26 protein-coding genes are annotated in these 25,293 nt (G+C 67.5%); 14 read left to right on the forward strand and 12 right to left on the reverse strand.

Features of this window, described 5'->3' with window-relative positions:
- Positions 1 to 4 precede the first annotated feature (4 nt).
- The 4 genes from A176_RS33775 to A176_RS33790 all read right to left on the reverse strand — a co-directional run bounded on the left by A176_RS33775 (position 5) and on the right by A176_RS33790 (position 2,729).
- Positions 5 to 568, reverse strand: a complete 564-nt coding sequence (locus tag A176_RS33775) for a hypothetical protein (protein ID WP_002637775.1) — start codon at positions 566 to 568, stop codon at positions 5 to 7.
- Between the two features lie 231 nt (positions 569 to 799).
- Positions 800 to 1,360: a hypothetical protein gene (locus tag A176_RS33780; protein ID WP_002637776.1), complete on the reverse strand. Its 561-nt coding sequence runs from the start codon at positions 1,358 to 1,360 to the stop codon at positions 800 to 802.
- A 209-nt stretch (positions 1,361 to 1,569) separates the two neighbouring features.
- Entirely contained in the window at positions 1,570 to 2,103 is a 534-nt protein-coding gene (locus A176_RS33785) for a hypothetical protein (protein WP_226994066.1), read from the reverse strand.
- Positions 2,104 to 2,231: 128 nt separating this feature from the next.
- Positions 2,232 to 2,729: a hypothetical protein gene (locus tag A176_RS33790; protein ID WP_002637778.1), complete on the reverse strand. Its 498-nt coding sequence runs from the start codon at positions 2,727 to 2,729 to the stop codon at positions 2,232 to 2,234.
- Positions 2,730 to 2,912: 183 nt separating this feature from the next.
- On the opposite strand from A176_RS33790, the gene ppk1 reads away from it, so the two are divergent.
- Positions 2,913 to 5,075 (forward strand): polyphosphate kinase 1, encoded by a 2,163-nt coding sequence (gene ppk1, locus A176_RS33795; RefSeq protein ID WP_002637779.1) that lies wholly within the window; start codon positions 2,913 to 2,915, stop codon positions 5,073 to 5,075.
- Between the two features lie 48 nt (positions 5,076 to 5,123).
- Here ppk1 and A176_RS33800 read toward each other — a convergent pair whose 3' ends face one another.
- From A176_RS33800 to A176_RS33810, 3 genes are all read right to left on the reverse strand, one after another.
- Positions 5,124 to 6,395, reverse strand: a complete 1,272-nt coding sequence (locus A176_RS33800) for a PPC domain-containing protein (protein ID WP_002637780.1) — start codon at positions 6,393 to 6,395, stop codon at positions 5,124 to 5,126.
- Between the two features lie 115 nt (positions 6,396 to 6,510).
- Positions 6,511 to 7,638, reverse strand: a complete 1,128-nt coding sequence (locus A176_RS33805; RefSeq protein WP_002637781.1) for a hypothetical protein — start codon at positions 7,636 to 7,638, stop codon at positions 6,511 to 6,513.
- Between the two features lie 140 nt (positions 7,639 to 7,778).
- Positions 7,779 to 8,900 (reverse strand): App1 family protein, encoded by a 1,122-nt coding sequence (locus A176_RS33810; RefSeq protein WP_002637782.1) that lies wholly within the window; start codon positions 8,898 to 8,900, stop codon positions 7,779 to 7,781.
- Between the two features lie 159 nt (positions 8,901 to 9,059).
- On the opposite strand from A176_RS33810, the gene A176_RS33815 reads away from it, so the two are divergent.
- Positions 9,060 to 9,488: a DUF6209 family protein gene (locus A176_RS33815; RefSeq protein WP_144429665.1), complete on the forward strand. Its 429-nt coding sequence runs from the start codon at positions 9,060 to 9,062 to the stop codon at positions 9,486 to 9,488.
- Positions 9,489 to 9,539: 51 nt separating this feature from the next.
- On the opposite strand, the gene A176_RS33820 is transcribed toward A176_RS33815, so the two are convergent.
- The gene (locus A176_RS33820; RefSeq protein WP_002637784.1) at positions 9,540 to 10,058 is read right to left on the reverse strand and encodes a hypothetical protein; all 519 of its coding nucleotides are present in this window, start codon (positions 10,056 to 10,058) and stop codon (positions 9,540 to 9,542) included.
- Between the two features lie 109 nt (positions 10,059 to 10,167).
- On the opposite strand from A176_RS33820, the gene A176_RS33825 reads away from it, so the two are divergent.
- Positions 10,168 to 11,211, forward strand: a complete 1,044-nt coding sequence (locus A176_RS33825; RefSeq protein ID WP_002637785.1) for a DUF2169 family type VI secretion system accessory protein — start codon at positions 10,168 to 10,170, stop codon at positions 11,209 to 11,211.
- Positions 11,212 to 11,217: 6 nt separating this feature from the next.
- Here the strand turns inward: A176_RS33825 and A176_RS33830 are convergent, their stop codons facing one another.
- Entirely contained in the window at positions 11,218 to 12,075 is an 858-nt protein-coding gene (locus A176_RS33830; protein WP_002637786.1) for a hypothetical protein, read from the reverse strand.
- Here A176_RS33830 and A176_RS33835 point away from each other — a divergent pair.
- The 4 genes from A176_RS33835 to A176_RS33850 are packed head-to-tail and all read left to right on the forward strand — an operon-like array spanning position 12,074 to position 14,547.
- A complete protein-coding gene (locus tag A176_RS33835) occupies positions 12,074 to 12,946 on the forward strand; it encodes an MXAN_0050 family toxin nuclease (RefSeq protein WP_002637787.1) in 873 nt (290 codons plus the stop codon). The genes A176_RS33830 and A176_RS33835 overlap by 2 nt on opposite strands.
- A 16-nt stretch (positions 12,947 to 12,962) precedes the next feature.
- On the forward strand, positions 12,963 to 13,547 hold the full coding sequence (locus A176_RS33840; RefSeq protein WP_002637788.1) for an MXAN_0049 family immunity protein: 585 nt from the start codon (positions 12,963 to 12,965) through the stop codon (positions 13,545 to 13,547).
- Between the two features lie 6 nt (positions 13,548 to 13,553).
- Complete coding sequence (locus tag A176_RS33845; protein WP_002637789.1) at positions 13,554 to 13,910, forward strand: hypothetical protein; 357 nt, start codon at positions 13,554 to 13,556, stop codon at positions 13,908 to 13,910.
- 52 nt (positions 13,911 to 13,962) lie between these two features.
- Positions 13,963 to 14,547, forward strand: a complete 585-nt coding sequence (locus A176_RS33850) for an MXAN_0049 family immunity protein (protein ID WP_002637790.1) — start codon at positions 13,963 to 13,965, stop codon at positions 14,545 to 14,547.
- Here the strand turns inward: A176_RS33850 and A176_RS33855 are convergent.
- Complete coding sequence (locus A176_RS33855) at positions 14,504 to 15,625, reverse strand: hypothetical protein (RefSeq protein WP_002637791.1); 1,122 nt, start codon at positions 15,623 to 15,625, stop codon at positions 14,504 to 14,506. The two genes, A176_RS33850 and A176_RS33855, sit on opposite strands and share 44 nt — an antisense overlap.
- 123 nt (positions 15,626 to 15,748) lie before the next feature.
- On the opposite strand from A176_RS33855, the gene A176_RS33860 reads away from it, so the two are divergent.
- Positions 15,749 to 16,213 carry a DUF4150 domain-containing protein gene (locus A176_RS33860; RefSeq protein ID WP_002637792.1) on the forward strand — a complete coding sequence of 155 codons (465 nt, stop codon included), beginning with the start codon at positions 15,749 to 15,751 and terminating at the stop codon, positions 16,211 to 16,213.
- Positions 16,210 to 17,541, forward strand: a complete 1,332-nt coding sequence (locus tag A176_RS33865) for a TIGR02270 family protein (RefSeq protein ID WP_002637793.1) — start codon at positions 16,210 to 16,212, stop codon at positions 17,539 to 17,541. Before A176_RS33860 ends, A176_RS33865 begins: the two co-directional genes overlap by 4 nt.
- Before the next feature lie 219 nt (positions 17,542 to 17,760).
- Here A176_RS33865 and A176_RS33870 read toward each other — a convergent pair whose 3' ends face one another.
- Entirely contained in the window at positions 17,761 to 19,626 is a 1,866-nt protein-coding gene (locus A176_RS33870; RefSeq protein ID WP_002637794.1) for a glycoside hydrolase family 15 protein, read from the reverse strand.
- Positions 19,627 to 19,649: 23 nt separating this feature from the next.
- Positions 19,650 to 20,735, reverse strand: a complete 1,086-nt coding sequence (locus A176_RS33875) for a glucose 1-dehydrogenase (RefSeq protein ID WP_002637795.1) — start codon at positions 20,733 to 20,735, stop codon at positions 19,650 to 19,652.
- A 119-nt stretch (positions 20,736 to 20,854) separates the two neighbouring features.
- Here A176_RS33875 and A176_RS33880 point away from each other — a divergent pair, with 119 nt between their 5' ends.
- From A176_RS33880 to A176_RS33900, 5 genes are all read left to right on the forward strand, one after another.
- On the forward strand, positions 20,855 to 21,421 hold the full coding sequence (locus A176_RS33880) for a hypothetical protein (RefSeq protein ID WP_002637796.1): 567 nt from the start codon (positions 20,855 to 20,857) through the stop codon (positions 21,419 to 21,421).
- A gap of 255 nt (positions 21,422 to 21,676) precedes the next feature.
- Positions 21,677 to 22,576: an ABC transporter ATP-binding protein gene (locus A176_RS33885; protein WP_002637797.1), complete on the forward strand. Its 900-nt coding sequence runs from the start codon at positions 21,677 to 21,679 to the stop codon at positions 22,574 to 22,576.
- A 14-nt stretch (positions 22,577 to 22,590) separates the two neighbouring features.
- Positions 22,591 to 23,352, forward strand: coding sequence for an ABC transporter permease (locus tag A176_RS33890; protein WP_002637798.1), 762 nt, complete (start codon positions 22,591 to 22,593; stop codon positions 23,350 to 23,352).
- 81 nt (positions 23,353 to 23,433) lie between these two features.
- Positions 23,434 to 24,525: an ABC transporter substrate-binding protein gene (locus A176_RS33895; protein WP_002637799.1), complete on the forward strand. Its 1,092-nt coding sequence runs from the start codon at positions 23,434 to 23,436 to the stop codon at positions 24,523 to 24,525.
- The gene (locus A176_RS33900) at positions 24,522 to 25,292 is read left to right on the forward strand and encodes an HAD family hydrolase (protein ID WP_002637800.1); all 771 of its coding nucleotides are present in this window, start codon (positions 24,522 to 24,524) and stop codon (positions 25,290 to 25,292) included. The genes A176_RS33895 and A176_RS33900 overlap by 4 nt, the downstream gene beginning before the upstream one ends.
- Position 25,293 lies beyond the last annotated feature (1 nt).

Raw genomic sequence — 25,293 nt, forward strand, 5'->3', positions numbered from 1 at the left:
CGAATCAGCGATGCGCCTGCCGAAGGGCCTTCACCACCACGTCACGGACTCCGAGGACACGCGAATAGGAGCCTTCCGCATCCTTGTCATTTGAGTCATGGACGTGTGCCGTCAACTCCACGACGCCGCGCTTCGTCTCGACGGCACCACAGGCCCACTCGACAAAGGCGCCGTGTCGGACAGACACGCTGGCGGTGACTGCCCCGGCCTCTCTGCGAAGCATCGCGCTCGTCAAGTCTCGCAGGATGCGCTCGCCTTCGGCACGGGACAACCTCCTGGGGCTGAGACGGACCGGATCCTCCCCGCTATACGATCGACCTGAAACCGTCGCACCGCTCAGACCCACCTTCAAATAGAAGGTGCTCATGGTCACCATGGGGTGCGTCATCACGGAGTAGTCGACCTTCACCGCCACGGGCAGGTCCTCGCTCAGGCAGCGTAGGATCTCCTCGCTGGGCGCCGCGTATCCGACGGCGCCTCCGACGAGGCCTCCGACAGATCTCGCCTGCGCGGAAGAAAGCCCCACCACCGCGAACACCACCGTGAGCCCCTGAAAGAACCGCTGCATCGTGCTCCCTCCGTTCTATTGAACGAAGGGAGCGTGGCACCCGCGCCTCGCGGGCCACCACGCATCGTTCCCTCACGATTTCAGCACGAAAGCCGGACTCAGCCTTCCTGATCGGACACGTACGCCGGCGCCGCGTGCGCTGGCTGTCGGTCGCTCCAATGAGAGGCGTCCTCTGATGGCGAAGTGCCTCGATGAAGCACTCCCGAGCGTACGCACCGGACCTTCAGCGAATCAGCGATGCGCCTGCCGGAGCGCCTTCACCACGACATCACGAACTCCAATGGCTCGGGCGTAGCTGCCCATCGCATCCGTGCCATAACCATCGAGCAAAGTGCATATGGGCGCTGTGAACTCGACGACGCCGCGCTTCGTCTCGACGGCGCCACAGGCCCACTCGACGATGGTGATGTAGTTGGCCGATTTGCCCGAGCAGGACAAGTCGGTTTCGCCGCGAAGCATCGCGCTCGTCAAAGCATGGAGGATGCGATCACCTTCAGCCCGGGACAGCTTCCTGGGACTGAGTTGGGCCGGTTCAAACTGGTCATTCCCTCGACCTGAGACCTCCGCGCCGCGTTGTGTCACCTTCAGATAGAAGGTGCTCTTGGAGCCCCCGTTGCAATCGCTGACGAGATAGTCGACCTTCACCGCCACGGGCAGGTCCTCGCTCAGGCAGCGCAAGAGCTTTTCGCTGGGCTCCTCGTACTCGAAGACGCCTCCGACAGATTCCGCCTGCGCGGCGGAAATCCCCACCACCGCGAACACCACCGTGAGCCCCTGAAAGAACCGCCGCATCGTGCGACCTCCGTTCCATTGAACGAAGGGAGCGTGGCACCCTCTCCTCGCGAGCCACCACGCATCGTTCCCTCACGGTTACCGCACGAAAGCCGACCTCAGCCTTCCTGAGCGGGCACATGCGCCGGCGCCGCGGGCTCTGGCTGTCGGTCGTTCCACTGAGAGGCATCCTCTGATGGCGAAGTGCCTCGATGAGGCACTCCCGCGCATCAGCGATGCGCCTGCCGAAGTGCCTTCACCACGATGTCGCGGATTCCGATGGCACGTGCGTAGGTGCCCAACTCATCCGTACCGAGACCTTCATGCGAGGAGCACATGGGCGCTGTGAACTCGACGATGCCGCGCTTCGTCTCGACGGCGCCACAGGCCCATTCGACGACAGTCTTGTAGTAGGGCACGGAACCCTTGTGACACGACATCTGGCTCTCGCCGCGAAGCATCGCGCTCGTCAAACGACCAAGGAGGTCCTCGCCTTCGGCCCGGGACAGCTTTCGAGGACTGAGTTTGAACGGGTCATCAAAGTCGTTCCCTCGACCTGAGATCTCCGCACCGCTCCGACCCACGCTCAAATAGAAGGTGCTGCGGGAGAACGCGCCGCAAAGGGTGACGGGATAGTAGTAGTCGACCTTCACCGCCACGGGCAGGTCCTCGCTCAGGCAGCGCAAGGCCTCCTCACTGGGCTCGGCGTGTCCGAAGACATCGTCAGACGCCTGCGCGGAAGAAAGCCCGACCACCGCGAACATCACCGTGAGCCCCTGAAAGAACCGCCGCATCGTGCGACCTCCGTTCCATTGAACGAAGGGAGCGTGGCACCCGCGCCTCACGGGCCACCACGCATCGTTCCCTCACGGTTTCAGCACGAAGACCGCGCTCAGCCTTCCTGAGCCGGCACGGGCGCCGGAGCCGCGGGCTCCTCACCCGGCGCATCGTACGTCCCCGTGGCGGGGTCCACGTTCCAGGCCGAGTACTTCAGCGTCTTCACGTCCCGCAGCTTCCCATCCTCGTAACACACCGAATAGATGAGGAACTGGGGGTTCACCAGGTTGGGCGTGCCGTAGCGGTAGCACTCCGCGCCGCTCGCCTCCCGCTCCAGGGTGATGGGCCGGCCGAGCACGGCGCGGACCTGGTCCGTCGTCATCCCGCCCCGCATGGACTTGAAGCCACTGGGCGTGACGATGCGGAACGTCTTCTCCTCGCCCTTGGCGATGCTCCAGAGGCCCACACCCAGCACCACCGGGACCAGGGCCGCCAGCAGCGCGCCCGCCCAACGGCCCCGAGGGACCTTGCCTTCCTTCTGGAAGGCCGTGAACAGGCCACTGGCCGCATCCGCCTGGGGGTTCGTCTCCGTCGCGCTCACGTCGCCTGACATGCAGTCCTCATATCGCGGATGCAACAAAGTCCACGCCTTCCGCCCTTTCTTCCTGCCTGCCCACCCAGGAAGGCTTACATCGCCTGACCGCTCCCTCGCCCAGGTAACACGCGAGTTTACAATGAGAGGGGGGACGTCCTGCTACATCCCCACCCCGGGGAGTCAACGAGGAGTCAAGTCACCATGCCGAAACGCGGCGGCGGCAGTCGCGGCGTCACCCAGAAGCCCTCGAACCGGGACGCCCTCCCGGCGGGCCCGGAGTCGAAGGACACGGAGCTCTTCTTCAATCGAGAGATCTCCTGGATGGCCTTCAATGACCGCGTCCTGCAGCTCGCCGAGTCTCCGGAGCTGCCGCTGCTGGAGCGCCTGAAGTTCATCTCCATCTACGCGCGCAACCTGGACGAGTTCTTCATGATTCGCGTCGCGCGCCTGCACGAGCAGATTCGCAGCGGCGTGGCGCGGCTGGTCCCCGACGGGGCCTCTCCCAGTGACACGCTGGACAAGCTGCACGACGGCATCCTCGAGCAGACCCGGCGCCATGGCGACGCCTTCGAGAAGGTCCTCCGCCCCGCGCTCGCGGAGAAGGGCCTGCGCATCCTCTCCGCCAAGGACCTGGACGCCGAGCAGCGCGCCCAGGTGGACCAGCGCTTCAAGGACCAGATATTCCCCGTCCTCACCCCGCTGGCCATCGGCCTGGGGCGGCACTTTCCCTACATCTCCAACCTGTCGCTGAGCCTCGCGATTCTCCTGAGGGACCCGGACGCGGACGAGGAGAGCGTGGCCCGGGTGAAGGTGCCCAAGGAGCTGCTGCCGCGCTTCCTGCCCCTCAAGGGAAACGTCTTCGTGCCCCTGGAGGAGGTCATCGCCCAGCACCTGGGGGACCTGTTCCCCGGCATGGAGGTGCTGAGCTGGGGCACCTTCCGCGTCACCCGCGACGCGGACTTCACGGTGTCCGAGGACGCGGAGGACCTGCTCAAGGCCGTGGAGACAGAGCTGCGCGAGCGCCGCTTCGGGGACGTCATCCGCATGGAAGTCCAGGCGGGCATGAGTCCCAAGCTGCTCGAGCCGCTGGTGGAGGCGCTGGGACTGGAGGCACGCCAGGTCTACGAGGAGCACGGCCTGGTGGGCCTCAATGACTTGCAGTCCATCGCTTTCGGTCCGGGCTTCCCGGAGCTGAAGGACCCGCCGTGGACCCCTGTCACCCAGGTCCGCCTGCGCACGGACGTGGACGCGCAGGACGGCGGCACGGTGATGTCATCCATGCGCCGGGGTGACCTGCTGGTCCACCACCCCTACGAGTCCTTCGCCACCTCCGTGGAGCGCTTCGTCACCGAGGCCGTGGCGGACCCGGACGTGCTCGCCATCAAGCAGACGGTGTACCGCACGTCGGACAGTTCACCCCTGGTTCCCGCGCTCATCACCGCCACCGAACGCGGCAAGCAGGCCGTGTGCATGGTGGAGCTGAAGGCGCGCTTCGACGAGCGCACCAACATCCGCTGGGCCAACGCGCTGGAAGAGGCGGGCGTCCACGTCGTCTACGGCATCCCGTCCCTCAAGACGCACGCCAAGGCCATCCTCATCGTGCGGCGCGAGGGCGACAAGGTGCGCCACTACGTCCACATCGGCACGGGCAACTACAACCCGAAGACGGCGCGCCTCTACACGGACATGGGCCTGTTCACCACGGACCCGGACATTGGCGCGGACGTGGCGGACGTCTTCAACTACCTCACGGGCTTTGGCCGGCCCAAGTCCTTCCGCAAGCTGCTGGTGGCGCCGCTCACCATGCGCCAGGGGCTGCTGGAGGAAATCAAGCGCACCGTCGCCGCGCACACCGCCGAGCGCCCCTCGCGCATCCAGATGAAGATGAACGCGCTGGTGGACCCCGGCATCATCCACGCGCTCTACGACGCGTCCCGCAAGGGCGTGAAGGTGGAGCTGAACGTGCGCGGCATCTGCTGCCTGCGCCCGGGTGTCCCCGGCGTGTCGGAGAACATCCGCGTGGTGTCCGTGCTGGGCCGCTTCCTGGAGCACTCGCGCATCTACATCTTCGAGCGGGGCCCCGAACTGCGTTGCTACATCGGCTCGGCGGACCTGATGCCGCGCAACCTGGACCACCGCGTGGAAATCCTCGCGCCCGTGGAGGACCCCACGCTGGCCGCCCAGGTGAAGGACTCGCTGGAGCGCTGCATGGCCGACAACACCTCCTCGTGGGAGCTGACGGCGGATGGCTCGTGGCGCCGCCGGCAGCCGCGCGCGGGCGAGGAGAAGCGCTGGGCCCAGGGCGAGATGATGGAGCGCGCCCAACGCATGGCCCAGCTCCAGGTGGGCCGCCCGCTGCCCTGAGACACACCGCGCCGGTGCCCCGTCCTGGCGGCACCGGCACGGAGGGCCTCAGATTTCGTGCTGGATGATCTGGAAGGCCGCCACCTTGTGCGACTGCGGGAACAGCACCACGTAGAGGTGGTGGTAGTCCTTGGCGCCCGGGGCCACCGGATAGCTGGCGTGATAGTGGGCCACCAGCGGCGTCTCGGTGCCGTTGCCCAGGTCCGCCGGCAGGGCCTGGAGCAGCTCCGGGAACCAGCGGCCGGCATACGCATACTCGCTCAACTGCGCGTAGGTCAGGTCCGGCATGCGCTCGAACCGGAAGTGGTCCGCCGCCTCGCCCAGCGCCTCGTACAGCACCGCGTCCGCCACCCGGAAGAGCGTCTGCGGCATGCTGCCAACGCCCGGCACGGTGTACGTGGCGAGCAGGCCGTCGCACCAGTTCTCACCCTCCTTGCAGTGTCCGTTGCCCGCCGCCAGCGCCGCGTGCAGGGTGCCGCTCAGCGGCAGGTCGCCCAGCGGCAGTCGGCCCAGGCCGTAGTAGGCGAAATAGAAGTCCTGGCACACCGGCCACATCTGCTGCGTGAAGCTGGACAGGCCGTTCGCGCACCAGGGCTTCTGGGCCACCGGTGAGCAGTTCTCCATGTATGCGTGGTAGGCGTCCGTCGCGTCGGTGCAGGCGGCGTAGGCCTCGGCGGCCGTGTAGGGCCGGCCCAGCACCGGGTCCACCTCTTCCACCAGCGCCTGCACGCAGACCTCGATGCGCGTGGCCACGTCCAAATCACACGTGGCGAAGAGCGCCGGGTCCACACAGTTGCCGTTGAGGCAGTCCAACTGGAGCCGGAAGCGCTTGCCCACGCCGGTGCCCGTGGACACCACCGCCAGGTACTCGCCGCCCTGGGGCAGGGCCAGCGACGCAATCTTGCTCAACTGGCCGTAGCCCGCGTCGTCGTCCTGCGCCACCACCGTGGTGCCGTAGCTGCCGCTGGCGTTCTTGGGGCCATACACGAACAGGCCCGTGTCCAGGTACATGCTGCTGCCCAGGTGCGTCACCTCCAGCTTCACCTGCGCGCCCGCCGCCGCGGTGAAGGCGAAGGAGAGGTATTGCGGCTGGGTGGTGAACTGCGTCTGCACCGAGCCGCCCATGTTCAGCGGCCCCATGAACGCCGTGCTGTGCACGATGTTGCCGCTGGGCGGCAGCGGCGGCGGATACAGCACCCCCTGCTCACGCTCGGCCAGCTCCGGGACATCCACGGCCTCCGCCGTTTCCGTCGGACCGCACGCGGCCAGGAGCATCGCGGAGAACACCCAACCCAAAGACTGCGTCAGCTTGCCTTGCATGCGTCACACCCTTCTCGAAACGGGCACGGAGATGCCCGGATGACAGGCATTGCCACGGACTCCGCGTGCGACTCAAGTCACAACATGTTTTCACAGTGAGAGACGTGAGACACACTTAGTCCTCGATGTGGGCCTCCTGCCATTGCTGGTGGTTGAGGGTGGGGTCCCGGTTCGGGTCGTAGTTCGGGTTGTTCGAAGGCACGTAGGTCCCCGTGCCCTGGCCATTCAGCCAATATTGGTTGCCGCCCGTCTGGACCTGATGGCGCGTCCCATCCTTGGGATTGCGAACCGTCTCCTCGTCCTTGATGTAGTTCAAGAAGCGGTTGTGGTTGCGGTCCGACGCCTCGTTCCCCTGGGCGTAGTTCGCGGCGATGGCCTGGTTGATGGCGTCGTTCTTCTCGCGGAAGGACTTCTGCTGGGCCTCGAACGCGGCCTTGTTGGCCTTCATGCGCTCGTTGTGGGCCGCCCAGCTTTCGCGCTCCCGCGCCATCTCCGCCTGGTTGTAGGCCTGGACGTATTGGGGGTTGTAGCGGGTGTTCTCCAGGGCGTTGATGAGGATTTTCTTGGCCTCCTCGTACCGCTCCGGGGGCGCCTCGAGCGCGTGGCAGTAATAGTTCCACGTCACCATGTTCATGACCTTCGACACCGTCAGGCTGACCACGATGAGGTAGTTGACGCCCTGCGTGTCCACCCACTCCGTCACCCGCGCGTGGAAGCGCTGGTCCATGGGGCCCACTTTGTAGAGCAGGTCCGAGAAGCCCTTGTTGGCCGTCGCGATTTTCGGCGCGTCGTACTGCTTCACCAGCCGGGAGCCCTCCTTCTCCGCGATGGGGACCAGGTCCTGCTGGACGACGTCCTCCATGGAGGTGAAGGCACGCATCGTTCCGCCCGAGCGGCGGACCACCGCCTGCATCATCGGGTCTTTCGAGGACATGAACGTCCGCAGCGGGAACATGTAGACATTCACGTTCCCTGGCCCGCTCATGAAGGCCTTGCCGTTGTTGAGAATCCAGTTGTCCGGCAGGGGCAGGCTCGCCATCTCCGCGAACTTGTCGTCGAACAGTGTGTGCGAGACGAGCTTCCCGTTGGGCTCCGCCCGCGCCAGGGGATTCGCCGGCGCGGCCTTCGTGGCGGCGCGCGCCGGCGCTTCCTCACGGGTTCCGCTGGCTGCCTTCTCCGGGTTCTGTTGGCAGGCCAGGGACGTCAGGCAAAGCGCCGTGAGCGGAATCGCGCGATATCTCATGAGCAGGAGGTCTCTTCCGTGATTCAGACACTTGGAGTGAGTCTTGATTCGCGGACCGTACTACGCCCTCCCGCCCCTCCGAAACCGGGGCCCGGCGCCGTCAGCCTGGCCGCTCGGGCGAGGGCCACGCGGCGCCGTGCTCAGCGCTCGGCGTCCTCGCGCCGGTGGGCCTCCACCTCACGGACCTCGCGCCACTGAATCCAGCCCTCACGCGCCGCGTGCCGGGCCGCCTCCGTGGTGTCGTCCACGGCGAGCATCTGGCTGCCCGCCGCGCGGATGTCCTCCGCGATGCGCTCCATCTCCTGGGACCGCCGCTCGCGACCGGGCACGTTGCGGATGTAGACGCAGAGGACGCGTCCGGGGAACTCGCGGACGATGGTGCGGTAGTGCTCCGCGTCCTCCTGCCCGCTGTCTCCAATCAGGATGAAGGGCAGGTGCGACAGCGTGCCGAGCACCGCGCGAATCTTCTCCAGCTTGTGGCCATGGCCTCCGCCGGGCGCGAAGCCCGTGCTGGACAAGCCCCAGTCGCGCAGCAGCAGCGGGCCGGTGGGGATGTGGTGCAGGGAGAGGAACTCGTCCAGGTGCTCGTAGAGGTTCCACGGGCTGCTGGACACGTAGAAGATGGGGTTGTCCGCGTTGGCGCCGCGGCCGTGCTGGAGCGCCGCGTAGAAGGCGTCCACGCCCGGGAAGGGCAGCCGCACGCGGTGCTCGGTGAGGAAGAGCGCCCAGGCGCGCTTGAGCAGGTCCGTGACGCCCGTGACGATGACGGTGTCGTCGATGTCGCTGATGACGCCGAACTCCGCCCCGGGCCCAGCCATGCGCACCGGCGCGGCCACGCGCTGCACACCCTCCGGGTCTGGCGAGAGCAGCTCCAGCTCCACCATGTGCCAGCCCGAGCGCACCCCGTCCGGCGGTGGCACCCACAGCTCCAGGAAGCCCTCCTCGTCGGTGGTGCCTTCCCAGCGCTTGTCACCCCAGCGCACCGCGACGTGCGCGCCGGGGACCTCGCGCGTCATGTAGCGCTTGTAGGAAGCCACCGCGCTGCCCACCAACGTGTAGCGCTGCTGCGGTGGGCGCACGTGCCGGTCCTCCAGCACGCGGGCCTTGATGACGGCGCGCTCGGGGGTGCCATAGCCCCGGTAGGGAAGGATGCGCAGCGGCGGCGCGATTCCGAGCTTCTGGCGAAGCTTGCGGCTCAGCGCGTCGTAGTGGGCGTCCACGCGGACGGCGAGTCGGTAGAAGCGAGGAAGAAAGTCGGCCATGGCGCGGGGCGTAAGGAGAGAGAGACCTGACTGTAGAGGACTCTGGGGATTGAGCGGGACAAACCGGCGCGGATCCACGCGCGGACCGTCACAGCCGGTGACCGCCTTGGCGTGCGTATCCGCCCTGCCGTACCCCTCTTGACCCGGAGCTTCGCCTTGATGCGTCATTCCCCCCGATGTTCCCTCGTGGCCCTGCTGCTCGTCGCGACGGCCGCCGCCTCGCAGCCCTCCGCGAGCATCACCTTCCAGTCCCCCTCACAGGGCTGGAATGTGTTCGCGACCCCTCACCCGCTGCCCTTTGGCGCCACCGCCGCCGTCCACTTCAACGTGGACCGGCTGACGCAGTGCCGAGGCAACCTCAACGCCTCCACCCCCGGTTGGACCCTCACCGGCTACTACCAGTTCAACGGTGGCCCGGTGCAGTCCTTCTGGGTGGCGGGGTTCTCCTCCACGCCCAACCCACCCGCGCCGGCCATTCCACTCCACACGCGGGGGACCCTGGCCGTCTGGTTCGAGAACACGAACCGCTGGGGCTGTCAGGCCTGGGATTCGAACTTCGGAAGCAACCACCTCTTCACCGTGCAGTAACGGTGAGCCCGTGGGCGCAGACAGGTGCTTCCGCGCCCACGGGGCTTTGTTTCAACAGGCCGGCGTGACGAGCTCCGCCCGACCGATGGGGCTGTGGCCTCCCGCGAGCAACCGGCGCGCCGCCAGCACCGACACGCAGTCATCCGTGCTGTGGATGTCTCCGTAGAAGGTCAGCAGCACCGCGGGGTCCACCACGCGAATCCCACCCGCGTCCACGGAGGGCACGCGCCGGACGAAGACGTCCAGCAGGACCTTGCCGCCCGCGTCGTGCCGCGCGTAGCGGTAGAAGTGCGTGGAGGTGGCGTCGAAGCGCGTCCAGATGCGGTGATACCCCCGGGCGGTGAGCACGGGAATCAGCTCCGGGAAGCGCGAGGGCTCGACGAAGAGGTCCACGTCCTTGTGGTCGTGGAAGCGCTTCAGTTCCTCATGCGGCGGGGCCATGAAATGCCAGGCCCAACCGCCAGACACCGTCACCCACGGCGCCAGGGCGCGCACCTCCTCCTCGTTGACGCGGAGGCGCTCCAGGTTCCAGCGCTCGTGCGCCCGCTTCGGATTGCGTGGGTCTCCCATGGCCGTGTCCTTGTGTGAGGGCACGGCCCGGACGGAGCCTGGCGCGCGGGCTGACAGCGCGGCTCCGGTGACTTTGTCGCGGATGGGTGGGGGCTGATAAACGTGTCTCATGGGGCACCCGTCCACCTCGAACCTCACGCCCTTCACCTTCGAGCCCCTGTTCCTCACCGACGAGGCGCTGCGGCCCTTGTTCGTCCCCGTGCTGAAGGCCACGTTCGACCTGCGGCCTCGGGGCGCGCCCGTGTTGTCCGCCGAGCAGGCACCACTGCTGACCGGGGGTGAGCGCTGGGACGGCGGGGACGCGGCCAGCCTCCGCCTGGAGCCCGAGGGCGCCTTCTTCAAGGCCGCCACGGATGTGGTGCTGGTGGGACATGCGCATGCGCCCTCGGCGGGGACTCGCGAGCTGCTGGCGGAGCTGCATGTCGGGCCGGTGCACAAGCAAGTCCGCGTGCTGGGGGACCGCACGTGGTTCAAGAGCATGGGCGGCATCGGGATGACGCAGCCTTTGCCCTTCGAGCGGATTCCCCTGCGCTACGAGCGCGCCTTCGGCGGGAAGGACGGCAACGCCTTCGAGCCTCGCAACCCGCTGGGCACGGGCTTTCGTGAGAAGGGCAGCCGGTTCGAGGAAGGGCTTCGGCTGCCGAACGTGGAGTCGCCCACCGAGCCGCTGAAGTCCTGGGGCCAGCGTCCGGCCCCCACGGGCTTCGGGTTCATCGAACCGCACTGGCAGCCCCGCGCCGCCTTCGCGGGCACCTACGATGACGCGTGGAGGAAGTCTCGCAGCCCGCTGCTGCCGAAGGACTTCGACCGGCGCTTCCTCAATGGAGCGCCGCGGGACCAGCTCGTCGCGGGCTACCTGCGGGGTGGCGAACCTGTACTGCTGAAGCACGTCGCGCCGGGTGCGCCGCTGACGTTCAAGCTGCCCGCGCTGCCGTCTCCGGAGGTCCTCGCGCCCAGGGCCCAGGGCCTGGAGGACGTGGACGGCCCGCTGCGGCTGGACACGGTCGTGCTGGACACGGACGCGATGAAGATGTTCCTCGTGTGGCGTGGCACCTTCGCGTTGCGGCACGAGCCCACGGAGCTGCGCTCCATCCAGGTGACGTGCGAGGGCTCGGAGAAGCTGGAGCCGGGGCAATCCGTCGAGGCGGACTGACGGGGGTTACTTCGTCGGCATCGTATCGATGGCCCAGTCGCCGCTGTACGTCACCGTCATGGGGACACGGGCCAGCGGTGGGCAGTAGTTGAAGCCAGTGTCTTCGGGCGCGATGCCCGCGCGCTCGGAGAGACGCAGGAGGGCGAGTCCTTCGAGCCAGAGGAAGCGATGCGGCGCGAAGGACGTCACGGGCGTGGCCACCGAACGGGCGCGCTTCTCGATGTCGATGCCGTAGTCCTGGCACGCGGTGGCGAAGGCTTCGGCGAACGACTTCGCGTCCTTGGACACCAGGGCCCGGGCCATGGTGACGCGGCTGGCGTAGGCGTCCTGTCCCACCTTCTCCAGCGGGACGAGGATGGGTTCCAATGTGGCGACCGGTGTGCGCGTGAGGTGCTGGAGCGCGGAGGCCCAGAGGAATTCGTCTTCGTACTCAGCGCCTTGCTGCCACTGCGTGGCGGAGCTGGCTGCCACGGCTTCCGCGAGGGAGAAGTGGCCCGCGGCGAGCGCGCCCAGCAGCGGAGTGTTTCGCCGAGCGGGAGGAGGTGCCAGTCCGCGGTCCGTGAGGAGGCGCTGCACCCGGCGGCCGTTCTCCGCCATCCGGCAGAGGTTGAGAAAGAAGCCCTGCGGATTGCCGTCCACCAGCAGCGTGGCCACGGCGATGAGGTGCAGGTCGAGCGTGATGGCGTCCAACCGCGCGAGAATGCTGGAGCGGTCCGCGCCCGGATCGAACCGGCTCAGCCTCTCCCCCAGGGAGCCAGCAGCGTCTGCACGGAGGGAAATGAGGCGGGCCATGAAGGTGCGGGAGAGCGTATCCTGGAACCGGGTGTTGGGGCACCATACGACGTGAGAGGTGGGTACGCGCATGAGCAACCTCAGTGCGAGCGAAATGAACACCGAGCTGGCACAACGGCTCCTGGGCATCTTCGAGCGGAGCCGCGACCGGAAGTACACGGCGGCCAAGGCGGCGAAGAAGAAGAAGCCGAAGCCCACGGACGCCGCGGCGGATGACGCCGACCACGTGGATGACAGCGCGCCGCCTCGGGGGGTGCTCGGCAAGGACAGCGACTACGCGCAGAACGGCTCTGACTACATCGCGTCCCTGGACGGCCGCGACGTGTACCGCGTCTTCGACCACTCGTATCTGGATGAAATCCGGGACTTGGTGAAGCAGGCCGCCGAGTTCCCGGGCGGGCCCCCGGAGAACTTCAATCCGAAGGCCAAGGACAAGGACAAGAAGCCCGCGCTCCAGAAGTACCCGTACGCATGGGAGGCGCACCACATCCTGCCGGGCTCGGCGTTCTATTACGAGCTGAAGGACGGGCCGGCCTTCACGTACCGGCAGCTCCGCCTCATCCTCCAGTCCGACTACAACCTGAACCACGGCCACAACATCATCATGTTGCCGGACCAAGCCTGGGCCGTGCCAGTCCATGCGCTCCTACAGCACCCTGGTGACCATCCCACCTACACGCAGCAGGTGATGCGGGACATGAAGGCCATCGCCAAGAAGCTCCAAAAACAAATTGACGATCAAAAAGACCACAAGGCACTGGTCGCGGATGTTTTTGATCAGCTACACAGCTTGGAGAACAAGTACTGGAAGCTACTCGTTGCACTAAGCCGTGCAGTTGTCGCATCCGTCACATCTGGAAAAGAATACAAACATCCATTCGTTAGATATGTTCCAAAAGGCAAAAAAGCCAAGAGCCGCTACGAATGGGGCTCTCTTTATTAATTAGAAAGAATACAAGATGAAATACTTCGTCATCAAGGTCATGGCAGAGGAAGCTGGCTTTATTGATAGCTACCCTCGTGGAAGCCCCGCGGAGTGGAAATTCGATGAGGGCATCAGTCTCGCCAAAGAATTTCCCGCGGGCGGAGAGGTTTCCTTCTCAGACAACTACCCGGATGACCGGAACCTCTACGACTTCCAGCCCAATCTCATGAGCGATTTGCTCGTCTCTGGCCGAGCGCGCAAACTTATCGAGTCACTGGAAGTGGCCAATGCTGAATGGCTTCCTGTCGTGGTCAAGGATCACAAAGGCAATGTCGTTGGCCCTGACTATGCATTCCTCAACCTGCAGGGTGCTGAAGACGCCATCGACATGGAGCGCTCGCAGTACGAGATGGATTCCCTCGAGAAGGACCAGATCGGTCAAATCGACGAATTGGCTCTGAACACGAGCGCCATCAATCCCAACGCGAAGATGTTCCGTTGCACGAAGGAGCGCCGCCTCATCCTCATCCGTGAAGACATCCACGCTGCCTTCGAGCAAGCGGGCCTGACCGGCCTCAGGGTCTACGAAGCCGAAGGCTGGAACGGACTTGAGCTCTGACCCATCATGTTCGAAGCCAATTGCCTGGAAGAGCAGCCCGCTGACATCGTTGCTCGGGTCCTCGAGGAGCAGTCTCCGTGCTTCGTCACCGCACGTGAGGGCGTCCGTGGGGTGCTGGTTCCCTTGGACGAGGTCTACACGGAAGTGCTGGAGGCGCATCCACGCGTCATCAATGCCTTGATGAAGGACCTGGTCCGCCCGGGCAAAGACATGGCCATGTACTGCGTCCAGGTCAGCATGACCGACGAACAGGACGCCATCCGCTTCACGGATGAAGAAGGGGAGCCGGTGCTCGCGTTGGTCGGTGCCATGCGATTCCTGCGCTGGCTTGAAGAGGAGGACGAGGGCTCCGAGGAGCCATGATGAACAGCCAACCAAGGCGGGTTTGGCGTCTCATTCAGCATGGGACTCGTCCGTGAAATACTTCGTCTTCAAAGTCATGGCCGAAGAGGCCGGGTTCATTGATGCCTACCCGCGTGGGAGCCCCACTGAATGGAAGTTCGATGAAGGCATCAGCCTCATCAGCCAGTTTCCTGTCGGGGGCGACGTCTCCTTCTCCCCAAACTACCCAGACGACCGGAACCTCTATGACTTCCAGCCGAATTTGATGAGTGACCTGCTCGTCTCGGGACGCGCGCGTAAGCTCATCGAGTCACTGAGCGTCTCCAACGCGGAGTGGCTGCCTGTCATCGTCAAGGACCACCAGGGCACTGTCGTGGGCCCCGACTACGCATTCCTCAACCTGCAGGGCGCGGAAGACGCCATCGACATGGAGCGTTCGGTCTATCGGATGGATGCGTTGGAGAAGGACCAGATTGGCCGCGTGAAGAAGCTGGCCTTGAAGTACGACGCCATTTCCCCGCAGGCGAAGATGTTCCGCTGCACCATGGAGCGGCGACTCATCCTCATCCGTGAGGACGTGCACGCCACCTTCGTTCAGGCGGGACTCACCGGCTTCAAGGTCTACGAAGCCGAGGGTTGGAACGGCTTGGAGCTGTGAGGTGAATCACGGCGCGCTCCCCTGCTTCCGCGGAGGAGAGCACCAACACGGATGGCGTCGGCGCGTAACCTCGCACCAGGGCCCGGTAGACCAACGCCGTGGCCACCGCTCCCGAGGCCACGCCCGTGTGCCCGAAGCTCTTGGCCGGCATCCACACCTCGCCTCGCTCGAAGCGGGCGTCCGTCTCCCTCAGACGGACCTGGAGCATCCCCCACTCGAAGGCTCGCGCGTATTGCCCGTCGTGGTCCGACACCATCAGCGGCGCGGGCACGTCTTGCCCCGAAGGCCCCAACGCCGCGAGGACCTGCCGGGCCAACTCTTGCCCATCCGGTGGCTGCTCGCCGTCCAGCGGCGCCGCGTCTCGCCCCTGCGCCACCCGCACGACGGCCATGGAGGACTCCTCGGGTTCCTCGCGCGATAGCAGCATGGCCACCGCGGCCTCCCCCGCCATCAACCCCGTGGGTCTCCCTGGTGTCTTCAACCGCTGCTGCTGGTGCAGCAACGTCAGGGTCTCGTTCGAGATGAAGCTGTCCACCGCGCAGAAGAGCGCGCGCTCCACCTTGGAGTTCCGCAGGTCCTCGCCCGACGCCGCCAGCGCCTGGGCGAAGGCCACGTTCCCCGTGGGGAACGCACGCACCGGTCCCTTCCACGCGGGCCATCCCAACGCCTGCCACGTCCCCTTCACCAACCGGTCCACCAACAGCGCGATGCGCTCGCGGGCGTCGTCCGGATCCTCCTCGTAAGGGTCCTTCCCCGTCGTGAAACCCCGTGCTTCCGGGTCGGGGAGCACCAGGTAGAGCCCCACATCGGGCCCCAGGGCTTTGACGTCCACCCGCGTCCCCAGGTCCACCAGCGCTTCCGCCAACAGCGCCACCAGCCGGCCCACACCCGAGAACCCCAGCGTGGCTTCTCCCGCCGCATGCACGGTGACGGAGCTCGGGGCCTCGTCGCCCTTCAGGAAGACCTCGAAGTCCGGCGCCGCCGAGGGCCACGACATCCCCGCCCGGAACGCCGCCGAGGCAGGTACCAGCGCCCCCAACGACGACGCCATTCCCACCGCCTGGACCCATCCGAGCATGCGTGCCACGACCTCCTACACCGGAGCGCCAGTCTTCCACGGCGCGATACAACGGGCCACCACCCTCTGGCTCGTGTCACAGCGACAGGAGCGATACACTCCCAGGCCGAGGAGCCACCCGCCATGAGCGCGACCGTCGGTGTCAACAAGCTGTCCGTGGTTCACAAAGACACCGGAGGCACGAGCATCGCCTTCCCGGACGTCTGCCAGACACCCAGCCCCGCCGGCCCCGTGCCCATCCCCTACCCCAACGTCGCCATGTCGTCGGACACGGCGAAGGGCACGAAGAAGGTGTCGGTGGACGGCAAGCCGGTCTGCGTCGAGGACTCGAACTTCAGCATGAGCACCGGTGATGAAGCGGGCTCCGCGGGTGGCGGCGTCGTCTCCGGCAAGACGAAGGGCAAGGCCGAGTTCGTCAACTACTCCTTCGACGTGAAGTTCGAGGGCAAGAGCGTGGCTCGGACCTTCGACCTCATGCTTCACAACGACAAGAACACCCCGCCGGCGCCGCTGCTCCAGGGGCCCGTCATCGCGCTCGGCAAGGACGACACGAAGGCCAAGTGCCTCGTCTGTGAAAAAGAGCTGTGAAGCCCTTGTCGTCACGCCGTCCCACCGTTCGTTGGGAGCTTCTGGAGCGCCACCTCGAGGAAGCCGAGTTCCTGTGGACGCAGTGGGAACACGCCCTCTGGAGCCCAGCGCTCACCCTGGCCTCGGTGACCCAGAGCGATGAAGGGCGCCTGCGGGCACACCTGGATGCGCTCGTGCTCGGGAGCAGCGCCGTCGCCACCCGCTTGCTGCTGCCCTCGCTGGCTTCCGAGGAACCCTCTCGCGTGGCCGCCGCGACATGGGCCCTGCTCTCCGCCGAGGACGCCGACTTTCGCGAGCCCGTGTTTCAGCGACTGGAAGAAGCACCCGAGGACGCGGGGCCCGGCATCTTCCGCGCGCTGGAGCTGCTCGACCGGGCGGACCTGCACGCCCTGCTCTTGAAGAAGCTGCCGACGCTGCCACCTGTGATTCAGGCCGGGCTGCTTCGCGTCGCGCGGTTTCGACATCTCGACTCGAGCGCTGTGCTCGAAAAGCTCGACTGGGCGGCCGACCCCGCGCTGCATGCCGAAGCGCTCCGCGCCCTTCTCTTCCTTCCCAGGACCCAGGCCGGGGACGCTCGGCTCTCACGCGCCTTGAGCCATGCCGAACCCGCCGTGAGCACCGCCGCGCTGGAGACCGGGTTGCTGCTGGGCTCGCGTGAGGCCTGGGAACGCGCCCGGAGTTCCACGTCGCGCGCCGCGCTCCTGACGCTCGCCGTGGCAGGTGAGTCGAAGGACCTCGCGGACCTCATCGCGCGGATGAAAGACAAAGCCACGCTCGCGGAGGTCATCTGGGCCGTGGGCTTCAGTGGCAGGCTCTCCGCGGCGGAGGCGGTGTTGCCGCTGCTGCGAGATGAAGCGTTGGGCCCCCTGGCCGCGGACGCCTTCGCCGCCATCACCGGCCTTCCCTTGGCGCCTCCCTTCCTCGTAGAGGCACCCGACGACGAGGAAGAGGCCTCCGAGGAGGAGGAAGCCGAACCCGCGGAACCCGAGGACCTCCAGGCGTGGCTCCCCGGCCCCCAGGTGCTTCCTGGCGACGTGGATGCCCAGGCCGTGGAGACGTGGTGGTCGAAGCAGCGCGGCGCCTTCATGGAAGGCACGCGCTACCTGCGCGGCGTGCCCCTCACCGTGGATGGGATGACCAGGGCCCTGGAGACCGAACCGCTGCGGCGGCGCCCCTCGCTCGCGTGGGAAAGCGCGCTGCGCAGTGGCGGCGCCCTCCTCGTGGAGCCGCGTCAGTGGACGCAGGTCCAGCGTGAGCAGGCAAGGCCCCTACGGAGCCAACGGCCGGAGTGGCTCACGCGCGCGGGAACCCGGCTCCAGGGACGCTGACCCTGACGTGGGTGACGCCACGGCTCGGAAAGCGACGCACACGGGCCCAGACCTTCGGGCAAAGGCCCGAAGGTCCACGAGGCGCCGACATCCCGGCCCAGACCTTCGGGCAAAGGCCCGAACGCCCACGAGGCGCTGACATCCCGGCCCAGACCTTCGGGCAAAGGCCCGGAGGCCCACGGGGCGCTGACAGCCGCCCCGTGGCCCGAGCGACGCCGCTCAGTCGCGCCGTCCCAGTGTCCGGTCCAGGTTGTACGCGGCGCTGATGAGTGCCAGGTGCGTCAGCGCCTGCGGGAAGTTCCCCAGCGCCTCGCCGGACATACCTGTCTGCTCCGCATACAGGCCCACGTGGTTGGCGTACCCCAGCATCCGCTCGAAGATGAGGCGAGCCTCCTCCAGCAGGTCGGGCCGAGCCACGCTCGCGCGGGTCATCGCCTCCACCAGCCAGAAGCTGCAGAGGTTGAAGGTGCCCTCGCTGCCGGCAATCCCATCCAGCGTCGCCTCCACGTCGTAACGGAACACGAGTCCGTCCGAAGCGAGGCCACCGTGAGACGGCGGTCTGCGCATGACATCCAGCGTCTGGAGCATGCGCGGGTCCACCGGAGACAGGAAGAACACCAGCGGCATCAGCAGGTTCGCCGCGTCCAACGCGTGGCTGCCATAGGACTGGACGAACGCGCCGCGCTCCGGGTCCCAGCCCTTCTCCATGATGTCCTCGAAGATGGCGTCCCGCACCTTGTGCCAGCGCGCCCGGTCCGCCGGGAAGCTGCGCTTGTCCGCCAGCCGGATGGCGCGGTCCACCGCCACCCAACACATCAGCTTCGAGTACACGAACTGCTGCCGCCCGCCGCGCACCTCCCAGATGCCCTCGTCCGGCAGCTCCCAGTTGTCACACACCCAATCCACCAACCGCCGCAGGTGCCGCCAGAAGTCATACGAGATGGGCGCCGCGTACTTGTTCGACAGATACACCGAGTCCATCAGCTCGCCATAGATGTCGAGCTGGAGCTGGTCCGCCGCGCCGTTGCCAATCCGCACCGGACGCGCCCCGTCGTACCCCGACAGGTGCAACAGCTCCTGCTCCTCGGGCACCCGCTTGCCATCAATGGCGAACATCAGCGGCAGCGGCCCTTCGTCGTACTCCGCGCAGCGCGCCTCCACCCAACGCATGAAGGCCGCCGCCTCCTCCTTGAAGCCGATGCGGAGGAACGCATACACGGTGAAGGCCGCGTCGCGCAGCCAGCAGAAACGGTAGTCCCAGTTGCGTGTGCCACCCGGTGACTCGGGCAGGCTGCACGTGGGCGCGGCGACGATGGCGCCCGTGGGCTCGAAGGTCATCAGCTTGAGCGCCAGCGCCGAGCGCTGCACCGTCTCGCGCCACCGCCCCGTGTACTGGCACTTCGACAGCCAGTGGCGCCAGTACTCCACCGTCTCGCGGAAGAGGTCCTCCGAGGACTCGTGGTTGTGCACCACCGACTCACACGACGTGCGCGCGCCCGCGTGCAGGGAGAACACGGCGGATTGGTTCTCGTGCAGCGTGAAGCTGGCGGTGACACCCCGCTCCGCCTTCTTCAACGTCGTGGACGACGACAGCGTGAGCTGGAGCGTCTCCGACGAGAAGGTGGCGCCGTGAGGGATGATTCTCGTCTCGTGCGTGTCCCGCGCGTAGTTGAAGGCCGGGAAGCACTCCATGTGGAAGGTCATCTCGCCGCGCACCACCCGCACGCGCCGGAGGATTTCGCGCTCGGGCTTCACGCCCTTCTTGCCCGCCATGGGCATGAAGTCGACCAACTCGCCCACGCCATCCGGCGAGTAGAAGCGCGTCACCAGCACGTTGGTGTCCGGCCAGTAGAACTGGCGCTTCAACACCCCGTCCGGCGCGGGCGCGATGCGCCAGTGGCCACCCCGGTCCGCGTCCAGCAGCGCGGCGAAGACGCTGGGACTGTCGAAGTGCGGAAAGCAAAACCAGTCAATGGTGCCCTCGTTGCCCACCAGCGCCACGGTCCGCAGGTCCCCGATGACGCCGTGGTTCTCGATGGCGACCGACTTCCCCGCCTCACCGACGCCGCTGCTCCCGGTTGCCATGAATCACTCCTCGTCGAAGGGGGTTAGCTGAAACGGATGACGTCCTTGATGCCGCCGGACTTCTTCCCGGTGACGACGTCACAGAAATCCTCGGGCGAGTGCTCCGCGCAGATGAGCCGCTCCAACCCGCCGGGCCAACGCGCGCGGATGTGCGCCAGGTCCTCCAGCGCCATCTCGAAGTCGACGTCCGCCGCGTTCACCGTGCCCAGCAGGACCTGGTTGCCCAACACCATCTGTTTGAAGATGGGCGACACCTCGAGGGGCTCCTCCTTCGACGGCACACCGGTGAGCACGCAGACGCCATTGGGCCCCAGCGCCTTGAGCGTCTCCAACGTGGCCTTCACCACGCCCGCGGCCTCGTAGATGACGTCCGCGGTCCCTACGGTGCGCACCACCTCCTCCGGCCGCACCTCCTTCGAGGAGAGGTAGGGCACCCCCAGGGCCTCCACCGCGTCCGCCTTCGGGTTCGGCTTGGGGGTCCGCGAGTACATGGTGGTGGCGTAGCCCCGGCGCATCAGCGCCATGGCGCCCAACTGCCCCACCGGCCCCGCGCCCAACACCAGCGCGCGCCCGGGGCCCGCCTTCCACGGCAGCCGTTCCCGGAAGCGCTCCACCTGGCGAATGGATTTCTCGGCGATGGTGAGCGGCTCGGTGAGCACGGCCACCTTCCGCAGCTCCTCGGGGACACGGTGCAGGTAGGCCACGTCCTCCACGAAGAACTCGGAGCCGAAGCCGTGGGCTTCCTTGATGCCGCGCTCCGTGTAGTCACCGGTGATGCAGAAGTCCGGATGCCCTTCCCGGCAGGGCGGGCAGGTGGCGTGTGGACACGGGCGCCGCACGCGGGGCACCACCCAGTCTCCACGCTGCAGACCCCGCACGGCCTCGCCCACCTCCACCACCTCCCCCAGACACTCGTGGCCCAGGATGAGGTAGTCCGAGCCGGGCGGCGGCGAGCCGTAGATGAATTCGATGATTTCCTTGTCCGTGCCACACACGCCGATTTCCCGCGTCCGCACCTTCACCTGCATGGGCGACTGGATGCGGGGTTCGGGGGCGTCGGTGATGACACGCACCTTGCGTTCGCGGGGGAAGACGGCCACCGCCTTCATACGGCCTCCTCATGGTTGAACGCCCCGGCACGCGGCCCAAGCGTGGACACGACACGGTCAACGCTGTGCATGCACGAAACCGCTGCCCACCCGGCCCGCCCGGGTCTATGAGGAAGAATGTGAGCGAGCCCCAGCCCTCCTACTCCGATGACGAGCCACGCCGCAGCCGGTCCACGGGCATCGCCGCGGTGGCCTGTGTGCTGCTCTCCCTTCCCTTCCTCGTCCTGGGTCCTTACTTGTTGAACGCGAAGGCCCGCATCGAGCTGCGCTGTCAGCCCGGCGGTGTCTGTCTGCTGTTCCACACCAGTTGGCTCACCCGGAACGAGGTGGCCAGCTTCGCGGTGACGGACATCCAGGACGTCAAGGTGGAGCGGACCCGCAGCGCGCGCCGCAACCGCGTGCCCATCTTCCGCCCCACGCTGGTGACGGCCAGCGGCGAGTACCCGCTCTTCTACCAGTGGGCCACCGAGGAGTCGGAGGCCACGCGGGTGGAGGCGCAGGTGCGGCAGTTCCTCGCCAACCCCGGCACCACCCCGCTGGAGGTCGTCCGGGATGACCGCCATGCCTCGCTGCGCGTGGGCGGCGCCTTCACGGGCGTGGGCGTGTTGCTGCTCGTCGGCGCCGCCTGGCTGACACTCCGGACGCGGGCGCACCAGCGCGCCGAACGGGCACGCGGCGTGGCGTGAGCTGGAATCACCAGCGGTGTCTCGGTCGACGGGCTCCCACATGCCCTCGCGTCCAAGCCAGCCCGGCAGGCGCGAATAGCAGCCGCCCTTCACGTCACTACGTTGTGGGGGAGGGGCAAGGACGGCGCGGCGCCCAGGCGCTGACGTCCGGGCCCCTGACGACGCACAAGGCAGGCAAGCAAGTGGGGGAGCCCTCCAGGGGTGGCCTGCGTGCGCCCCCTTCCCACGTGTACCTACGTGCCTAGATTGTGGCCGATGCTGCGCGCCCTCCTTGGCCGATGGAGAAGTTCCCTGCGCCTGCTCCAGCCGGCGCACGTCGGCGCGGAGCGCGCCAAAATCAGCGTCACGCAGCTCGACCACGAATACGCCAACAAGGTGGTCGCCTTGCAGAACGTGGACCTCAACGTCCGCTCGGGCGAGTTCGTGTGTCTGCTGGGCCCGTCCGGCTGCGGCAAGTCCACGCTGCTCTACGCGCTGGCCGGACACGTGGTGCCCACGGGGGGCTCGGTGTCCATCGACCGGGAGCCCATCCACGGCCCGGGTCCGGACCGGCTGCTGATGTTCCAGGAAGCCGCCTTGTTCCCGTGGCTCACCGTGCGCGGCAACATCACCTTCGCGCTGGCCGCCCGGGGCGTGCCCCGCTCCGAGCGCCGAGAGCGCGCCGACCTGTACATCCGCCGCGTACAGCTCACGGGCTTCGAGGACGCGCTGCCCCATCAGCTCTCCGGCGGCATGAAGATGCGGGCCTCGCTCGCCCGCGCGCTGGCCGTGGACCCGGCCGTGCTGCTCATGGACGAGCCCTTCGGCTCGCTCGACGCGCAGACGCGCATCCACATGCAGGAGCTCCTTCAATCCATCTGGGTGCGCACCGGCAAGACGGTGGTGTTCGTCACCCACGACGTCCATGAAGCGCTGATGCTGGGCACCCGCGTGGTGTTGATGGCGCCCCGGCCCGGCCGCGTGGTGCGGGATTTGGAAGTCCACCTGCCCATGCCGCGCCGGCCCGAGGACGCCGGGCTCAACGAGATGGTGCGGCACGTGACGGGCCTGCTGCGCGACGTCGAGGACCGCGCGCGCACGGAGACGATTCAACCCGCGCCCGCCCGCGTCCGCGCGCAACCCGTACTCCGGCCGCAAGTGCTGCCCGGACCGTAGAGGCGAACCCCGCCATGAAACAGCACGCACAAAAACTGCTCCTGGTGGCGCTGCTGCTGGGCGCCTGGGAGCTCGTGGCCCGCCTGGGCATCTGGTCCCCACACCTGCTGCCCGGACCCATGACGGTGGCCCAGAGCCTGGGCGCCATGCTCGTGGATGGACGGTTGGTGGGAGCCGCCGGCCGCTCCCTGGGGCGGCTCCTGCGCGCGTACCTGATGTCAGCGGCGCTGGGCGTGCCGCTGGGTCTGCTGATTTCCCGCATCCCCTTCTTCCGCAACGCCGTGAAGCCCGTGGTGATGGGGCTCCAGGCCCTGCCCTCCATCTGCTGGCTGCCGCTGGCCCTGTTGTGGTTCGGGCTGACGGACGGCGCCATCCTCTTCGTTGTCGTCATGGGCAGCGTGCTGGGCATCGCCATCGCCACCGAGGACAGCGTCAACGGCGTGGACCCGCAGCTCACCCGCGTGGCCAGCACCCTGGGCGTGCGCGGCCTGCGCTTCCAGTTCGGCGTGCTGTTGCCCGCGGCCCTGCCCGGCATCGTCACCGGCCTCAAGCTGGGGTGGAGCTTCGCCTGGCGCGCGCTGCTGGCCGGGGAGCTCCTCTTCGTCTCGGGCGGTCTGGGCCAGCTCCTCACCGTGGGCCGGGAGCTGATGGACGTGCCTCAGGTCATGGCCGTCATGGTGGCCATCGTCATCATCGGCATCACCGTGGACCGTGTCCTCTTCCAGACGGTGGAGGTGCGGCTGCGGCGGCGCTGGGGGCTCACTGGCGCGGCGTGAGGCGCCCGGCCGTGCGCCGCCCGACGCTTCGGCCGGTGGGGGCGTTGAAATTCCGTCGACGCGCCCCACCCTTGAGCCGCCATGCGTGCCTTCCGTTCCCTGCCGCCGTGGGTCGTCATCGCCGCCGTCGCTGGACTGTCCGTGCTCGGCGCCGGCTGCAAGCGCGAGCCTGAGTCACGAGGCCCCAACGCGCCCCTGCGCCTGGGCTTCTTCCCCAACATCACCCATGCCCAGGCCCTGGTGGGCAACGCGGAGGGAACGTTCACCTCGCAGCCCGGCGTGGGCCCGCTGACCGTCATGCAGTTCAACGCCGGCCCCGCCGCCATGGAGGCGCTGGTCGCGGGCTCGTTGGACGTGTCCTACGTGGGCAGCGGACCGGCCATCAACACGTTCCTCAAGGCCGGCCGGGAGCTGCGCATCATCGCGGGCGCGGTGAACAACGGCGCGGTGCTGGTGGTGCGCACCGTGAAGACGCCCGCCGAGCTGAAGGGCAAGAAGCTCGCGTCACCGCAGTTGGGCAACACGCAAGACATCGCCCTGCGCTACTGGCTCAACCAGCACGGACTGTCCACCCACCTGGACGGCACGGGGGACGTGCAGCTCTTCCCGCTGAGCAATCCGGACATCCTCGGCCAGTTCCTGCGCGGCGGCATCGAGGGCGCGTGGGTGCCAGAGCCGTGGGGCGCGCGGCTGGTGGCGGAGGGCCACGGCCGCATCCTCGTCGACGAACGTGACTTGTGGCCCGACAGGCGCTTCCCCACCACCGTGCTGGTGACGACGCGCAAGGTGTTGGAGACGCAGCGCCCCCGCGTGGTGGCCCTGCTGCGCGCGCACGTCCGGCTCACCGAGCGCTGGAAGGACGACCCGGCCGGCTTCACCACCGCCGCCAACGCCGCCTTCGGCCAGCTCACGAAGAAGCCGCTGCCGCCCGCCATCCTCCAGCAGGCCTTCTCGCGCCTGGAGCCCAGCCTGGACCCGGTGCCTCGAGCCCTGGTCACCGCCGCCGAGCACGCGAAGTCCCTGGGCTTCATCACCGACGCGAACATCGACGGCCTGGTGGACCTGAGCCTGCTGGACGAGGCGCGGGCCACGGCGGCCCTGCCGGGTGGCGGACGTTGGGACACTGCAGGCGTGACGCTGGACGTGCCGCCGGGGGAGGATGCGCGCCCATGAAGATGGAGCGTGTGGAGGAGACGCTGGAGCGCATCCGCATCGAGGCCGAGCAGGCCCCGGGCGGCGTGCTGGCCTTCGACGGCGACGGCACGCTGTGGAGCGGCGACGTGGGGGATGACCTCTTCCTCGCCCTGCTGGAGCACGGCGGCATCCGCCCGGAGGCGTACGAGGCCCTGGAGCGGCTCGCCACCTCGCACGGCTTCGCACCGGGGCTGCCCGCGAGGGAGCTGGCGCACCAGCTCTTCGCCGCGTTCGAGGCGGGGCGGATTCCGGAGAAGGACATCTACGAGATGGTGGCCTGGCTGTTCGCGGGCTGGCGCGTGGACGCCGTGCGCGACTTCGCGAGCGACGTGGTGGCCCGGCGCGAGGTGAAGCAGCGCATCCACCCGGAGACCCGGCGCGTCGTGGAGTGGGCGCAGCGTCACGGCATCGGCTGCTACGTGGTCAGCGCCTCGCCGCTCGCCGTCGTCGAGGCCGCCGTGCTGGCGGTGGGGATGGACCCGATGAACGTGCTCGCCTGCACGCCGCGCACGGAGGATGGGACGGTGCTGCCCAGCATCGTCGAGCCCATTCCCTACGCCGCCGGGAAGGTGCGCTGCCTGCGCTCGCGCACCGACCAGCCGCTCTACGCCGCGTTCGGTGACAACGTGTTCGACCTGGAGCTGCTGGCGGCCTCGCGGGTGCCGGTGGCCATCCGGCCCAAGCCGCGCCTGCGGGCGAGGGCAGCGGAACTGCCCTCGCTCGTCCAGCTTCATCCGGAGGACTGAG

The organism is Myxococcus hansupus (genome assembly GCF_000280925.3).
Classification (GTDB): domain Bacteria; phylum Myxococcota; class Myxococcia; order Myxococcales; family Myxococcaceae; genus Myxococcus; species Myxococcus hansupus.

Excerpts from the sequence above, each read along its gene's own strand:
- A176_RS33810 (WP_002637782.1), bottom strand. The coding sequence starts at position 8,900 with ATGGCCGACTTTCTTCCTCGCTTCTACCGACTCGCCGTCCGCGTGGAC.
- A176_RS33895 (WP_002637799.1), top strand. The coding sequence starts at position 23,434 with ATGCGTGCCTTCCGTTCCCTGCCGCCGTGGGTCGTCATCGCCGCCGTC.
- A176_RS33900 (WP_002637800.1), top strand. The coding sequence starts at position 24,522 with ATGAAGATGGAGCGTGTGGAGGAGACGCTGGAGCGCATCCGCATCGAG.
- A176_RS33845 (WP_002637789.1), top strand. The coding sequence starts at position 13,554 with ATGTTCGAAGCCAATTGCCTGGAAGAGCAGCCCGCTGACATCGTTGCT.
- A176_RS33890 (WP_002637798.1), top strand. The coding sequence starts at position 22,591 with ATGAAACAGCACGCACAAAAACTGCTCCTGGTGGCGCTGCTGCTGGGC.
- A176_RS33840 (WP_002637788.1), top strand. The coding sequence starts at position 12,963 with ATGAAATACTTCGTCATCAAGGTCATGGCAGAGGAAGCTGGCTTTATT.
- A176_RS33820 (WP_002637784.1), bottom strand. The coding sequence starts at position 10,058 with ATGGGAGACCCACGCAATCCGAAGCGGGCGCACGAGCGCTGGAACCTG.
- A176_RS33830 (WP_002637786.1), bottom strand. The coding sequence starts at position 12,075 with ATGCGCGTACCCACCTCTCACGTCGTATGGTGCCCCAACACCCGGTTC.
- ppk1 (WP_002637779.1), top strand. The coding sequence starts at position 2,913 with ATGCCGAAACGCGGCGGCGGCAGTCGCGGCGTCACCCAGAAGCCCTCG.
- A176_RS33860 (WP_002637792.1), top strand. The coding sequence starts at position 15,749 with ATGAGCGCGACCGTCGGTGTCAACAAGCTGTCCGTGGTTCACAAAGAC.
- A176_RS33855 (WP_002637791.1), bottom strand. The coding sequence starts at position 15,625 with ATGCTCGGATGGGTCCAGGCGGTGGGAATGGCGTCGTCGTTGGGGGCG.
- A176_RS33790 (WP_002637778.1), bottom strand. The coding sequence starts at position 2,729 with ATGTCAGGCGACGTGAGCGCGACGGAGACGAACCCCCAGGCGGATGCG.
- A176_RS33785 (WP_226994066.1), bottom strand. The coding sequence starts at position 2,103 with ATGTTCGCGGTGGTCGGGCTTTCTTCCGCGCAGGCGTCTGACGATGTC.
- A176_RS33870 (WP_002637794.1), bottom strand. The coding sequence starts at position 19,626 with ATGGCAACCGGGAGCAGCGGCGTCGGTGAGGCGGGGAAGTCGGTCGCC.
- A176_RS33815 (WP_144429665.1), top strand. The coding sequence starts at position 9,060 with ATGCGTCATTCCCCCCGATGTTCCCTCGTGGCCCTGCTGCTCGTCGCG.
- A176_RS33875 (WP_002637795.1), bottom strand. The coding sequence starts at position 20,735 with ATGAAGGCGGTGGCCGTCTTCCCCCGCGAACGCAAGGTGCGTGTCATC.
- A176_RS33835 (WP_002637787.1), top strand. The coding sequence starts at position 12,074 with ATGAGCAACCTCAGTGCGAGCGAAATGAACACCGAGCTGGCACAACGG.
- A176_RS33885 (WP_002637797.1), top strand. The coding sequence starts at position 21,677 with ATGCTGCGCGCCCTCCTTGGCCGATGGAGAAGTTCCCTGCGCCTGCTC.
- A176_RS33805 (WP_002637781.1), bottom strand. The coding sequence starts at position 7,638 with ATGAGATATCGCGCGATTCCGCTCACGGCGCTTTGCCTGACGTCCCTG.
- A176_RS33775 (WP_002637775.1), bottom strand. The coding sequence starts at position 568 with ATGCAGCGGTTCTTTCAGGGGCTCACGGTGGTGTTCGCGGTGGTGGGG.
- A176_RS33800 (WP_002637780.1), bottom strand. The coding sequence starts at position 6,395 with ATGCAAGGCAAGCTGACGCAGTCTTTGGGTTGGGTGTTCTCCGCGATG.
- A176_RS33780 (WP_002637776.1), bottom strand. The coding sequence starts at position 1,360 with ATGCGGCGGTTCTTTCAGGGGCTCACGGTGGTGTTCGCGGTGGTGGGG.
- A176_RS33825 (WP_002637785.1), top strand. The coding sequence starts at position 10,168 with ATGGGGCACCCGTCCACCTCGAACCTCACGCCCTTCACCTTCGAGCCC.